Consider the following 14,174-nt stretch of genomic DNA (forward strand, 5'->3'; position numbering starts at 1 on the left):
TATTATTTAATTCTGCCTTCCTCGTCTGCTACACTTGTTTTCCGTTCGCGGGTTCCCTTAATACTGCTGCTGCCGAAAATATAATTGAAGCTTAACCTGTAAACCCTGCTCTCTTGTTTTTGCGTGAGGTTATAGTCTAAACCCGAGAGTGCACTGCTGATTCTTGCTTTTCTGGAGTCGAAAACATCGTTGGCAGCAAATCTAACATTGAGTTTCTTATCGAAGAACGATTTCTTGATTCCAAAATCTATTCCATAATAAGGTTTTATGGCATAAGTGCCATAAATCTGCGAAGAGGCATATTCTCCTGAAAGTTCTGCAGATGTTGACGGACTGAGCGTAAAACTGTGACTACTGTTGATCATAAAATTTACTTTCTTTCTGTCGTATACACCATCACCTAGGTTAGCGGTTTTGATCTGGTTATAGGTGCTGGTAAGTGTATTGTCCATGCTCCAGAATTTGGTAATGGTTGTAGGGTAGCCAATCGTTACATCGTAGGCATATTGTTTATCGAGGTTTTGAACGGTTTGATACAGTGTTTTCTTTTCGTTTTCTGGTAGCAAAACATCAATAATTAAGTTGTTGGTGATACTGTATCCCAATGAAATATTTAATGTTTTTTTATAATTGTATGCCAGTTGAAAAGAATTGGTATACTGCGGGTTAAGAAAAGGATTTCCCTGACTAAAAGTATATAGATCAACAAAGTAAACAAAGGGATTGAGTGATTTGTAATCAGGCCGGTCTATCCTTCTGCTGTATGAAAAACCGATTTCATGATTAGGATTTAAACTTTGGTTGATGTTAAAACTTGGGAAAAAATCAAAATAACTACGCTTTACAGTCTTATTGTCGCTAATGGAATTGCCTTTAGAGTTGGTTTGCTCCGTTCGTAAACCAATTTCTACACTGGTCGACTTAAATTCGTGCTTTAGGGTGGCATAAGCAGCATTTATATTTTCCTCGTAAATAAAATGGTTGCTTCTGCCCGCATCATTCTTCCAAGCTGTTCCGGTTAGGTTTTCAAACCGAAAATCATTATCTGTACTTACCCAACTGCTTTTTAAACCTATGGCTAGTTTAGTAGTGGTGTTAAGCGGAAGTGCATAATCAATTTTCGCAGCTTTGATTGTGATAAGAGAAGGGGTGGCATTTCGAAAGATGGCAGGTGATTTATACATCGAAGCACTTTGGTCGAAAAAGGAGTTTTGGTAAATGGTATTTTCTTCACTATGGTATTTCGCATAATCTAAATCGATCGATAATTCCTGACCTGAGGTATCGATCACACTTTTGTAATTGAGGTTGTAAGCCTGGTTACGGTATTTATTCTTTGCGGGATTATCAGCAACAATTGATGAATCAATCTGTGTAAAACTTCGGCCTATAGCAGTTAGGCCATTAGACGCATCGTGACCATTGTTAAAATAACCTGTAGTGAGGAAACCTAAAGTGTTTTTCTCGTTGACGAAATAGTCAATCCCAGCTTTGTAATTGTTGTTATGTGTGGATCTGGTCTGTGTATTAGATTGATGGAAATAAGTATTTTGATCACTGCCATTTACTACCCTCAAAATGTCCAGGTTTTCGGTGGCTTTATTATTGTTGTTAGCGAAGTTCCCAAAAATGTTAAGATTCTTGTTTCGATGGTTAATGGATATCGCCGCATCGCTTTTTGGATTCTTGCCATAGCCTAAACCTAAATCTATGTTTCCGTTTGTACCATAGTTCGCATTCTTTTTTAGCTTGATATTGAGCAGGCCTGCATTTCCTTCAGCATCGTATTTAGAAGATGGGCTGGTAATCAGTTCGATCGTTTTTATTTCGTTACTATTTAATGAGCGCAATCTGGTAGCCAATTGTTCGGCCGATAAATAAGTCGTTTTTCCATCAATAAGCACATTGACACCAGATCTACCTCTGATACTGATTATTCCATCCTGATTAACCGCTACGCCGGGCATTTTAGCAAGCACTTCGAGTGCAGTATTTCCGGTTGAAATAATACTGCTCTCTACGTTCATCACCGTTTTATCGCTATGGCGTTCTATTAAAGGCTTGCGGCCAGCAATAACGACACTTTCCAGTTCATTTATATCTGATTGTAGCGTAAAACTTAAATTGATATTGGTTTTGTTCGGTTTCAGCTCCAGCGTTTCTAAAAGAGTTTTATAACCAAGTGATTTAACTTCTAGTGTACACTTGCCTGATGGGAAATTATCCAATATAAAATTCCCTTGTTCGTCGGTTGTCACGGTTTTGATAAAGGAAGAGTCTGTTGCATTTTTAAATATGAGCGTAGCCAAAATTTTTGTGTTGCTTTTAGAGATAACCGTTCCAGTAACATGGATTTTTACGGTTTGGGCATAAAGCAGATTGGCACAAAATAAATTAAGTATTAAAAAGAATGGAGCGAATAGTTTCATTGTTAATTAGGATCTGATGATTGGTTTTTCCTTTTATCTGATTAGGAATTAAACGAAACTAGATCATCAGTTACATTAATCGGTAGATTTTAACAATGTTTAACCTAATTAACATTTTTTTACATGCTATAGTCCATGAGTATTGGTACATAACAGAAGTTCAGCATTTGCTGTAATAGCCTCTTTTTAAATAATCTTAGTTTCTGTGTCCTCTGTGTTTCCATGGCAAAAAAGTTAAGCGAGATGCTAAGGCCAGTTAATAATTCTCCTTCGGGCTGTCACGCTGAGTGGAGTCGAAGAGCCTATTACAAAATCTGTATTTTATGTTTCCCTGGAAAGAACTAAGACGCCAGGACCAGATAAGATGCGGTTATGGTGATTGGTACTAAAGACTCTTTTTTGGAGAGCAGCGTCTGTATTTCATAGCCAGGGTTCTGTCCTGCTGTACGCTACAATCCTTTTGGGAAATAGTTGGTAAAAATAATTTTCCAATACCCAAAAGGGATTTTCACTTCCATCAGGTCTGTTATTTAGGTACTGCAGATGAAACATCAGTTTTGATTACAAAAAAACATTTTAGTGTATTAAGGTTCTTCATTCTTACTTAATTTCGGTGCCTTCTATGTTTCAGTGTCAAAAAAAGTTTAGCGAGATGCCAAGGCGAATTGATAATTCTCCCTCGGTTTGTCATGCTGAGCGGAGTCGAAGCGTCTTTACAACATCCCTACGCCACGATAAAAGAATTAAACTTCAGTCTCTTAGCGAGACGCTAAGACCAGAACTAGGAGTAAATCAGATATAATCTGTGTTCATCCTTTTTATCTGTGGTTATTAAACAAAAGAGTCGTGGCATTTACCACGACTCTTATTAATAATCCTTTGAGGGGAAAAAGCCTTATATCTCAAAAATTTCTGCCTTATCCCAGTTTCTCCAGTTCTGTTTTAACAAAACCTGCCAGTTCTTTTACATATTCTGCGCTGAAATCAAATTTGATGCCCGCGGTTTCATATATCTCGTTCATCGGCTTGGTATAACCTAATGCAAGTGCAGCCAGGTATTGTTCTAAAGCCTTTTCAGGGTTTTCTTTATAATTTTTCCAAACGGCAATGGCACCTAGCTGGGCAATTGCATATTCGATGTAATAAAAAGGAACTTCAAACAAATGCAGTTGTTTTTGCCAGCCATTTCCAAATTGTTGTTCTAAATCCGTCCAATCGGCAAAACCAGCACCAAAACGGTTAAAAATCTGTTTAAAGGTTTCTTCGCGGTCAGCGGCTGTATGGTTAGGGTTGGTATAAATCCAGTGCTGAAACTGATCAATTACCGCCACCCATGGTAAAGTTTTTAAAACATCGGCCAACTGCTCTTTTTTAGCACGGTTTAAATCTTCAGCGTTATCAAAATAAACATCCCAATTATCCATAGAAATCAATTCCATGCTCATTGAAGCCAGCTCAGCAACTTCAGATGGACAATGTTTAAAGTCGTTTAGCTCTAAATTTGCTGTTAAAAAGGTATGTACCGCATGACCACCTTCGTGAACCATGGTAGTTAAATCGCGCAACGAGTTTGCCGAATTCATGAAAATAAAAGGTGCTCCGGTTTCGGCTAACGGGTAATTGTAACCGCCGGGCGCTTTACCTTTTCTGCTCTCCACATCAAAAAGGTTATTGGCTTTCATGGTCGCCAATTTTGAACCTAATTTTTCATCTATGGCATTAAAACAGGCAATACTTTTATCAATCAGTTCTTCACCGTTGTTAAAAGGTTTTAAAGCTGGTTTGCCACTGATGCTCACTTCCAGGTCCCAGGGTTTTAATACTTCCAGACCTAATGCTTCGCGGCGTTTTTCAGCCTGTTCTTTTAAAATCGGAACAATTTCCTTTTCAATCGCGCTGGCAAAATCATAACAATCCTGTGGGGTATAATCGAAACGGCCTAAGGCCTGGAACATATAATCGCGATAGTTTTCAAAGCCAGCATTTAAAGCTACCTGATTGCGTAGCCTGATGAGCTCATCAAATAAAATGTTTAAATCATCTTTATCAACCAAACGGCGTTGTTGGATCGTTTTCCAGGCATTTTCACGTACCTCTCGGTTTAAATCTTTAATAAAGATCGAGGCTTGCTCCAAGGTATATTCCTGCCCATTCAGCTCAACGCTCATGGCGCCTGTAGTGCTTTGGTATTTTTGTTGTTTTACCTGAAGTTCAGTGAAGAGTTCAATGTTTTCGTCGCGGTAAAGCTCCAATGCTTTTTTAATGGCGCGACTGTACACGAAATATTTTTCTTTGTCCAAATCATCCATAAACGGACTTTCGACAAATTTTTTGTTCAATTCATTGGCTAACGGAGAAATTTTTGGCTCTATTTCGGTCGCGAAGTATTGAAAATTTTTAACCAGTTCTTCATTTGCGGTATCGCAGCTCATTTTAATATATCTCCAGGCGAAATCTTCTTCCAAAGCCGCCTCCAGCTCAGAACGGTCTTTTAACCATTGCTCTAACTCAGCTGTGCTGTTAATCTCACGGTTTTGCAGTTCAGTAAAAAGTGGTGCTAAATTTTCCCAGGTAATGGTTAATTCCTGAGGGATATATGTTCTGGGTTTCTTTGTTATCATAATAGTTAATTATTAAAATTAGAGAATGATTGAAGGAGTGAATGGTTATGGCGCAATGGTATATTCTCTCATTCAAAATTCAATCATTAACTCATTCACTCATTTATTTATGTCTCAAATATGCATCTATTAAAAAACATACAGCAAATACCACCGATGCATAACCGTTTAAGGTTTGAAAAGCCCGGTTTACTTTGCTGATGTCGTTCGGTTTTACCAATAAATGCTGATAAATCAACATCGAACAGAAAAACACAATACCTACGTAATACACCCAACTAAAAGATGTAAAAAATACCGGCAATATTACGCAAGTAGCTGAAAGTATGTGCAACAGCACTGAAACATTCAGAGCATTTTTAATGCCAAGTGCCGATGGAATGGAATGTAATTTTTCTTCGCGATCAAATTCTTCGTCCTGTAAGGCATATATAATATCAAATCCACTTACCCAGAATAATACTGTTAGAGAGTAGAGCACAGTAACCAGTGCAAAATGCCCGGTAACGGCAATGTAAGCACCAATAGGAGCAAGCGCCAGGCCTAAGCCCAATACCAAATGGCAAAGCGCAGTGAAACGTTTGGTGTAGCTATAGAACAAAACCACGAACAAAGCCACTGGCGATAAATAGAAACAAAGCGGGTTAATAAAGTAGGTGGTAATGGCGAAAAGAACACAATTGGCGATAACGAAAATCAATGCTTCATTTGCTGAAACTTTACCTGCAGGGATATCGCGCATTTTGGTACGCGGGTTCTTTGCATCAATGTTTCTGTCGAGATAACGGTTAAAAGCCATGGCCGAGTTTCTGGCAAAAACCATACACAGCAAAACTAAAATTAGTTTATACCAGGAAAATGGATTTTCTGTTGTAGTTACGCCCAAAAAGAAACCAATCATAGCAAATGGTAGCGCAAAAACGGAGTGAGCGAATAATACGAGTGAAAAGTATTTTTTCATTTTTTTAGAACTGATTAATTTCCCATCGGGGACGATTACACAGATTATTTGATTGCACAGATTTTTTTAATATTAAACTGAAAATTGTGCACTGCGAACTGAAAACTGGTTAAAACTTTTTATAATCTGTCGGAACCACGAAATCTTTATTCACCTCATAAATGAAATTTAAAACTTCATCTTTTCCGGTTCCTTTTTCAGCAGAAGAAATAAAGGTGGAAGGAATCTCTTCGAAAAACTCACCTAATTTTTTCTTAAAAGCGGCTACATTTTTCTGTGTGGTGGTCATGCCCTGTTTATCAGCTTTGGTAAAAATTAACGAAAACGGGATCTGTTTTTCACCTAACCAATAGCAAAATTCTATATCAATTCCCTGAGGTTCTAAACGGCTGTCTATCAAAACAAAAACACATTGTAAACTTTCTCTTTTGGTGATATAGGCGCGGATAAATTTCTCCCATTTCTCTCTGCTGGTTTTAGAAACCTTGGCATAACCATAACCCGGTAAATCGACAATGTACCAGGCTTCGTTAATTAAAAAGTGATTAATCAACTGTGTTTTTCCAGGACGTTGCGAGGTTTTGGCCAACCCATGTTGATTAACCAGCATATTGATTAATGAAGATTTACCCACATTAGAGCGACCAATAAATGCATATTCGGGCATAGTTGGTACCGGTAGTGCCGAAACCTGGGTGTTGCTGCAAACAAATGTTGCCGTTTTGATAATCATAGTACAAAGGTAACAATTAGTTTTGAGTTGGGCGTTTGGAGTTGGGAGGGGAATAGCTACCGCCGTTTGCAATTCGTAAAGTTTAATACAATCGTTATACTCAAACTCTCAACTCCCAATTGCAAACTAACGCTAATGTTTACTTTGATCGATAAATACCTCTGTCGTCAGCGATTCGTAAAGTTTAAGGCAATCGCTAAACTGCAAACTCTAAACTCCCAACTGCAAACTCTTTTCTATATCTTTGCTCCATATCATGAATCAGAATATTACTCCATACCAGGTAGAAGATGCAACTAAAAAAGAGCAGGTTGCAACCATGTTTAACAACATTTCTGGCACTTACGATTTTTTAAACCATTTTCTTTCTTTAGGCATTGATGTATTATGGCGTAAAAAAGCCATTAAAGAATTAATTTCTATCCAACCCAGGATTATGCTTGATGTAGCTACTGGAACTGGCGATTTTGCTTTTGAAGCCATTAAAAAGCTTCATCCGGAGAAGGTAACTGGTGTTGATATTTCTGAAGGCATGTTAGAAGTAGCTAAAAAGAAAATTAACGAGCGTAGTTTAAACGAAGTTTTTACCGTTCAGGTAGGCGATTCTGAAGGCCTGCATTTCGAAAATGATACGTTTGATGCCATTACCTGCGCTTATGGCGTGCGTAACTTCGAAAATCTGGAAAAAGGATTAACCGATATGTACCGGGTATTAAAACCCAATGGGAAAATGGTGATACTCGAATTTTCAAAACCAAAGGTTTTTCCTGTAAAACAATTGTATAGTTTTTATTTTAAACAGGTAACGCCGTTTTTTGGAAAACTCTTTTCTAAAGACCATAGAGCCTACACTTATTTGCCAGAATCGGTAGCAGCTTTTCCAGACGGGAAAGATTTTACTAATCTGATGGAAAAAGTTGGCTTTAAAAGTACCAAACAAAGAATTTTAACGTTTGGAATAAGTTCGATATATGTAGGAACCAAATGATCAGAAAATTAAGCCTCATTCTTTCACTTTTTATGGTTTCTACAACCACCTTTGCACAAAATTGGGGTGGCGGAATAGATGATGAAGATTGGAGTTTTGGTTTTAATTTTCAGTATATCTCGGCCGAATACAAAATCCTAAAAAAGCCAAATTGGCGATCGCCTTTTTATGAAGTGCCAAATTCTCTGGATCCATCTTACGATCTAAATTCAGGCATTCCGGTTACCTCAACATTAAATGCTATTTCCAGCTCGCCATCTCAAGGTTTTGGATTGGGTTTTGTAATGAATAGAATGATCTCTGATAACTTTGATATCAGGGCAACACCCTCCCTAATTTTTAGCGATAGGGTAGTCACTTACGAGTATGAGCCAATGGCGCCGATTGACGTAGGCAACGGGCAAACAAAAAACTTCCAAACCGTGGTAGACAGAAAAGTTCAGGCTACGATGTTCGAATTTCCATTAGGCATAAAGGTAAAATCGAACCGGCTGAATAATTTTAGGGTATATTGGTTAGGTGGTGCTAAATATTCTATAGATATAGCTTCGAAAAAGAAAACCTTCGATGAAGGAGAAACAGCCGTAAATAAGTTTTTAAAGAATAAAAGAAATTACCTGTCATACGAAACAGGTATTGGTTTCGATATTTATTTCGAGTATTTTAAAATGTCGCCCGAAATAAAACTTTCGTATTCGGCCAACGATTTGCTTCAGCATGATAATACTGTTTACGCCAATCCGATAGATAAGTTGAAATTACGTCAATTAACGTTCAGTTTGATTTTTCAATAGTCCTGCAATCCAAAAAAACTTACCTTTGTTGTTATAGGTAAATCAAGACCTTATTTTAAAGGATTACCTGGACCTAAAATTCATAAAAATGTCTAAAATCGCATTAATTACAGGTGCAACTTCTGGTATTGGCGAAGCTTGTGCACATACATTTGCCCAACAAGGTTATAACCTGGTATTATTGGCCCGCAGAGAAGACCGCCTGGCTAAAATTGCACATCATTTAGAAGACAAATATGCCATTACGATTAAACAGGTTTTTGCAGATGTTCGCGAAAAAGAAAGTCTTACCAATGCATTAGAAGTTTTGCCTGCAGAGTGGAAAAAGGTTGATGTTTTAATTAACAATGCAGGCTTGAGCCAGGGTTTAGATCCCATTGATAAAGGTGATACCAACGATTGGGACACCATGATTGATACCAATGTGAAAGGCTTGCTTTACGTAACCAAAATTATTTCCAACTGGATGATCCCAAATCAATCGGGCCATATTATTAACATTGGTTCTATCGCAGGAAAAGAAGTTTATCCAAATGGAAACGTATATTGTGCCAGCAAACATGCTGTAGATGCTTTGAGTAAAGGCATGCGTATCGATTTATTACCCCACGGCATTAAGGTTACAGAAATTAATCCGGGTATGGTAGAAACCGAATTTTCGGTGGTACGTTTTAAAGGTGATGAGGATCGGGCGAAAAAGGTGTACGAAAACCTGGAGCCGCTAATTGCCGACGATATTGCAGATGCCATTTGGTATGTTGTGAGCAGGCCAAAGCATGTTAACATTAACGATATGCTGATTATGCCTACCGCACAGGCTACCGCAACAATTATAAATAGGGTATAAAGTTTTCAGTTGGCAATTTGCAGTTAACAATTTAGCAATCCTGCGATTAAACAATTAACTTAACTGAACAGTTAACCAATTTAAACGATTAACCAGTTAACCCAGCAACGATTAACCGATTAAAAGAAATGATATCAAACACAATAGATCAGGAAATAAAAAAAGCCATGCTGGCTAAAAACAATGCACAGTTAAGAGGTTTAAGAGCAATAAAAGCTGCCTTACTTTTAGCAAAAACAGAGAAAGGATCTTCAGAAGAAATTACGGAAGAAGCTGAACTCAAAATCCTTCAGAAACTGATTAAACAACGCCGCGAATCTGCTGATATTTACAAGCAACAAAATCGCGAAGATTTGTATCAGGTAGAAGAAGAAGAAATTGAGGTGATTAATCAATTTTTACCAAAACAGTTAGATAGGGCAGAGGTTGCCTCAATTATTGAGGAGGTAATCAAACAATCTGGCGCTACATCGGTTAAGGATATGGGTAAGGTAATGGGCATGGCAAACAAAGAACTGGCTGGTAAAGCAGATGGTAAATTAATTGCGGAGATTGTTAAAGAAAAACTGGCTTAATTGAGGTAGAGGGAATAAAGGCGTAAGGCAGAAGGTTAATAATCGCTGGCCGCTTATCGCTCTACGCAATGCAAATGACGTTTTTATACCGTTTTTGGTTTTATTTCAGAAAAAATGGGATATAAATGCATAAATTTAATTTTACTCTACTAACTTAGTAGCACAATACCATCTAGAATATATATGACTTACCCGATAATAGAAGAGGACGGATTTAAATACATTGAAGCTGGAACAGGCGAGACACTGGTATTGCTACATGGCCTGATGGGCGAACTAAGCAATTGGGAACTGGTTATCGAACAGTTTAAAGATCGCTATCGTGTAATTATTCCGATTTTACCAATTTACGATCTGCCAATTTTAACATTGGGCGTAAAAGCATTGTCGAGATATCTTCATCGCTTTTTAAAATATAAAAATTTAAACCAGGTAGTGCTTGTGGGTAATTCGCTTGGTGGCCATGTAGGTTTAGTATTTACCGTTGCTCATCAGGAATTTGTTAAAGCGCTGGTACTTACAGGTAGTTCTGGTTTATATGAAAATGCTTTTGGAGGATCTTTCCCACGTAGAGAGAGCTACGATTATATTAAGGAAAAAGTTGAATTTACTTTTTACGATCCGGCAACGGCAACCAAAGAACTGGTAGATGATGTTTTTAAAACAGTTAACGACAGATCAAGGGTTATTCGTATTTTAACCATGGCAAAATCGGCAATACGCCACAATATGGCTAAAGAACTTTCGAAAATTACCATACCGGTTTCTTTAATCTGGGGCAAAAATGATAAGGTTACTCCGCCGGAAGTGGCAGAAGAATTCCACCAGTTATTGCCGAACTCAGAATTAAATTGGGTTGATAAGTGTGGGCATGCGCCTATGATGGAACACCCACAGATATTTAATGCATTTTTAGAGAAATTTTTAGATAGAATATTGTTAAAATAAATGTTTGCTGCAGAAATCATATCAGATGCAATTCCGTCACTAAGAACTGATGACACGGTGCAGAAAGCTTTAGATCGTATGAACGACTTTAAACTGAAGCATTTACCGGTTGTTAACGAGGTAACTTTATTGGGTTTGGTTTCTGAAGATGATTTATTAAATATTGACAATCACGATACACTTTTAAGCGATAGTGCTGTAAACACCCTTAATGTTTTCGTGTTGAATAATGCACATACCTATGATGTAATCAGGTTATTCAGCCAGTTAAAATTAACAGTTGTTCCGGTTTTAGATCAGCAGAAAAATTATGCTGGTTTAATTCCAATCAATAGTATGGTAAATGCTATTGCCGAACAGTATGCGGTAAATGAACCTGGTGGCATTATAGTTTTGGAGATTAGTAACCGTGATAATTCTCTGGCACATATTGCGCAGATTGTTGAAGCTGATAATGCTCAGGTACTCTCTTCTTATGTGAATTCTTTCGAAGACTCTACACGTCTGGAAGTAACGCTCAAAGTAAATAAAACAGAAATTACTTCATTGGTAGCCTCTTTCGAAAGGTATGATTACCTGGTGAAAGAAGTATATAATAATACCCAGATTGATGATGGGTCGCAGGAGCGTTACGATTCTTTCATGAATTATTTAAATGTATAAACCTACTTTATGAGGATTGCAATTTACGGGAGAGATTTTAATGATACGGTATTGCCCTATGTTCAGGAGGTTTTCGATCATTTGAGCCGAGCAAAAGTATCCAGCCCGTTTTTATATTCTAAATTTAAAACATCTCTTCACGGCAAAATTAAACTGCCTTCAAATACAATCATTTTTCACAACCATGCCGAACTTAAAGACCATGCTGATGTACTGTTGAGTTTGGGGGTGATGGGACTTTACTGGATACCTTATCGTTGATCCGCAATTCTGGCATACCCGTAATCGGGATCAATTTTGGCCGTTTAGGGTTTCTGGCCAGTATCAATAAAAATGAAATCGGACAGGCATTAAAGGCTTTAAGCAATGGAGAATATACATTAGATTCCCGTTCGCTGTTAACTTTAGAATCGGATAACCATTTGTTTGGCGAAGAAAACTTTGCATTAAACGATATCACCATTCACCGTCGCGATAATTCGGCCATGATGATTATCCACGCCTCTATGAACGGAGAGTTTATCAACTCCTACTGGGCAGATGGATTGATTATTGCCACCCCGACAGGATCTACAGCTTATTCATTGAGTTGCGGAGGGCCGATTATCTATCCCGACTCGAAAAATTTTGTAATTACGCCCATTGCACCACATAATTTAAATGTTAGGCCAGTAGTGGTTCCTGATGGCAATACCCTCTCTTTTGAGGTAGAAGCCAGGGAATCAAAATTCCTCGTTTCCTGCGATAGCCGCACGGTAACAGTAGAGCGTTCGGTTAAAATCAGCATAAAAAAGGCAGATTTTTGCATAAATCTGATCCGCCTTAATAATGAAACCTACTTGAATACGTTAAGGAATAAATTATTATGGGGCATTGATACCCGTAACTACTAAGCATGACGCCAGGCAAACAGCTATTAATTATCTTCTTTCTCATCTTTAGTGGGCAGTTTGTTCGTGCGCAGCGTGCAGTGATAGGTGAACCCTCCTGGGAACTTGGTGTAATGGCTGGCGGTGCCGGTTATATGGGTGATCTTAATCAGAATAATCCATTGTATATCAGTGGTTTGTCTGGTGGAATTTATGCAAAGCGCAACTTTAACCAGTACCTGGGGGTCCGTTTAAATTATACTTATGGGCAGGTAAAAGCGGATGATTCCTATTCCGGCAATGAGCAGTTACGGGAAAGAAATCTGCGTTTTAAAACATCACTGAGTGAATTCAGCGCGCTGGTGGATTTTAATTTTTTTAATTTTAACCTTGGCGGCGGAACGCGGCAATTTACGCCATACCTGTTTACGGGAGTGGGGTTACTTGTATTTAAACCAACTGTAAAAGTAAATGGCGAGCGTTACCGGTTAGATCGCCTGGCCACCGAAGGACAGGAAAATGGATATAAAAATGCCGTTTTAACCATTCCTTATGGCCTGGGCTTAAGGTATAATTACAAAGATACCTGGAGCATTTTTACCGAACTGGGCTATAGAACACCTTCTACCGATTATATTGATGATGTAAGCGGCCGTTATCCGGTTAACCAGGTAATTGTTGGAAATGGCCAGAATCAGGTTAATTTATCCGATCCTTCACGCTATAAAATTGGACAGCCGGGAACCCAAAGAGGCGATTTTCGAAAAAGGGACACTTATCTATTTGTTAGTGTTGGCATATCTTTTACCTTTGTATCCTCAAAATGCTATTCCTTTTAAGCTGATTTTGACATAATTAATGGGATTTAAAGAACAAATAGACTATAGCCGCCTGCCAAAGCACATTGCCGTAATCATGGATGGTAATGGAAGATGGGCAAAAGGCCAGGGCAAAGTGCGGGTTTTTGGACATGAACAAGGTGTAATTTCTGTAAAAGACATTGTTGAAGGTTGTGTTGAAGTAGGTATTGAGTACCTCACTTTATATGCTTTTTCTACCGAAAACTGGAACAGACCCAAAGAAGAGGTAGATGCTTTGATGCAGATTCTGATTTCTACCATCAACAAAGAAACCGAAACACTTAATAAAAAATATTAAGCTGAATGCTATTGGCAATATTGCATCCTTACCTCAGGAGTGTATTGATGATTTAAAAGAAGCCATGGAAAAAACAGCCCATAACAAAAAATGTACACTAACACTGGCTTTAAGTTATAGTGCGAAATGGGAAATTTTGGAAGCCGCTAAAAAAATTGCATCAGCGGTAAAAGATAATACCATTTCTTTTGGATGATATTAACGAAGACCTGTTTTCGTCGAAACTAACAACCGTAAATATACCAGATCCTGAACTTATGATCAGGACCAGTGGCGAACACCGTATCAGCAATTATCTGCTTTGGCAAATGGCTTATACCGAGTTTTATTTTACTGATGTTTTATGGCCGGATTTCAGAAGTGAAGATCTTTTCGAGGCCATTGTAGACTATCAAAAACGCGAACGCCGTTTTGGTAAAATTAGCGAGCAATTAAACTAATTTTTCTTTTAACACTTTTTAACAAGCGTTTAAGCTAACTTAGCACCACTTTTATACGATAAATGAAACCATAATAAGGGAACAACATAAAGTAATTTTGCTTTATAAAATATCGTTACCTTTTGGCCATTACTGAACAAATAATTTT

The 14,174-nt window shown here is 37.9% G+C and carries 11 protein-coding genes and 2 pseudogenes; 9 read left to right on the forward strand and 4 right to left on the reverse strand.

Annotation, left to right across the window (positions count from 1 at the left end; all coding sequences use genetic code 11):
* Positions 1-2: 2 nt before the first annotated feature.
* The 4 genes from ACQ86H_RS07090 to yihA all read right to left on the reverse strand — a co-directional run bounded on the left by ACQ86H_RS07090 (position 3) and on the right by yihA (position 6,744).
* Entirely contained in the window at positions 3-2,429 is a 2,427-nt protein-coding gene (locus ACQ86H_RS07090; protein WP_431294285.1) for an outer membrane beta-barrel protein, read from the reverse strand.
* A 917-nt stretch (positions 2,430-3,346) separates the two neighbouring features.
* Complete coding sequence (locus tag ACQ86H_RS07095; protein WP_138818075.1) at positions 3,347-5,050, reverse strand: M3 family oligoendopeptidase; 1,704 nt, start codon at positions 5,048-5,050, stop codon at positions 3,347-3,349.
* A 103-nt stretch (positions 5,051-5,153) separates the two neighbouring features.
* Positions 5,154-6,011 carry a UbiA-like polyprenyltransferase gene (locus tag ACQ86H_RS07100; RefSeq protein WP_431294286.1) on the reverse strand — a complete coding sequence of 286 codons (858 nt, stop codon included), beginning with the start codon at positions 6,009-6,011 and terminating at the stop codon, positions 5,154-5,156.
* A gap of 109 nt (positions 6,012-6,120) precedes the next feature.
* On the reverse strand, positions 6,121-6,744 hold the full coding sequence (gene yihA / locus ACQ86H_RS07105; protein WP_138818073.1) for a ribosome biogenesis GTP-binding protein YihA/YsxC: 624 nt from the start codon (positions 6,742-6,744) through the stop codon (positions 6,121-6,123).
* 256 nt (positions 6,745-7,000) lie between these two features.
* Here yihA and ubiE point away from each other — a divergent pair, with 256 nt between their 5' ends.
* The 9 genes and pseudogenes from ubiE to ACQ86H_RS07150 all read left to right on the forward strand — a co-directional run bounded on the left by ubiE (position 7,001) and on the right by ACQ86H_RS07150 (position 14,026).
* A complete protein-coding gene (ubiE, locus tag ACQ86H_RS07110; protein WP_431294287.1) occupies positions 7,001-7,732 on the forward strand; it encodes a bifunctional demethylmenaquinone methyltransferase/2-methoxy-6-polyprenyl-1,4-benzoquinol methylase UbiE in 732 nt (243 codons plus the stop codon).
* Positions 7,729-8,526, forward strand: a complete 798-nt coding sequence (locus ACQ86H_RS07115; RefSeq protein WP_431294288.1) for an outer membrane beta-barrel protein — start codon at positions 7,729-7,731, stop codon at positions 8,524-8,526. Before ubiE ends, ACQ86H_RS07115 begins: the two co-directional genes overlap by 4 nt.
* A gap of 88 nt (positions 8,527-8,614) precedes the next feature.
* Entirely contained in the window at positions 8,615-9,373 is a 759-nt protein-coding gene (locus ACQ86H_RS07120) for an SDR family oxidoreductase (RefSeq protein WP_138818071.1), read from the forward strand.
* A gap of 128 nt (positions 9,374-9,501) precedes the next feature.
* Positions 9,502-9,948 (forward strand): GatB/YqeY domain-containing protein, encoded by a 447-nt coding sequence (locus tag ACQ86H_RS07125; RefSeq protein ID WP_138818070.1) that lies wholly within the window; start codon positions 9,502-9,504, stop codon positions 9,946-9,948.
* A 183-nt stretch (positions 9,949-10,131) separates the two neighbouring features.
* Positions 10,132-10,896, forward strand: coding sequence for an alpha/beta fold hydrolase (locus tag ACQ86H_RS07130; RefSeq protein WP_138818069.1), 765 nt, complete (start codon positions 10,132-10,134; stop codon positions 10,894-10,896).
* Positions 10,897-11,559, forward strand: a complete 663-nt coding sequence (locus ACQ86H_RS07135; RefSeq protein WP_138818068.1) for a CBS domain-containing protein — start codon at positions 10,897-10,899, stop codon at positions 11,557-11,559.
* A 9-nt stretch (positions 11,560-11,568) separates the two neighbouring features.
* Positions 11,569-12,452, forward strand: a pseudogene (locus ACQ86H_RS07140) (NAD kinase).
* A 2-nt stretch (positions 12,453-12,454) separates the two neighbouring features.
* Positions 12,455-13,267 carry a DUF6089 family protein gene (locus ACQ86H_RS07145; protein WP_431294289.1) on the forward strand — a complete coding sequence of 271 codons (813 nt, stop codon included), beginning with the start codon at positions 12,455-12,457 and terminating at the stop codon, positions 13,265-13,267.
* A 19-nt stretch (positions 13,268-13,286) separates the two neighbouring features.
* Positions 13,287-14,026, forward strand: a pseudogene (locus tag ACQ86H_RS07150) (isoprenyl transferase).
* Positions 14,027-14,174 lie beyond the last annotated feature (148 nt).

This window comes from Pedobacter sp. P26, from assembly GCF_050632135.1.
Classification (GTDB): Bacteria; Bacteroidota; Bacteroidia; order Sphingobacteriales; family Sphingobacteriaceae; genus Pedobacter.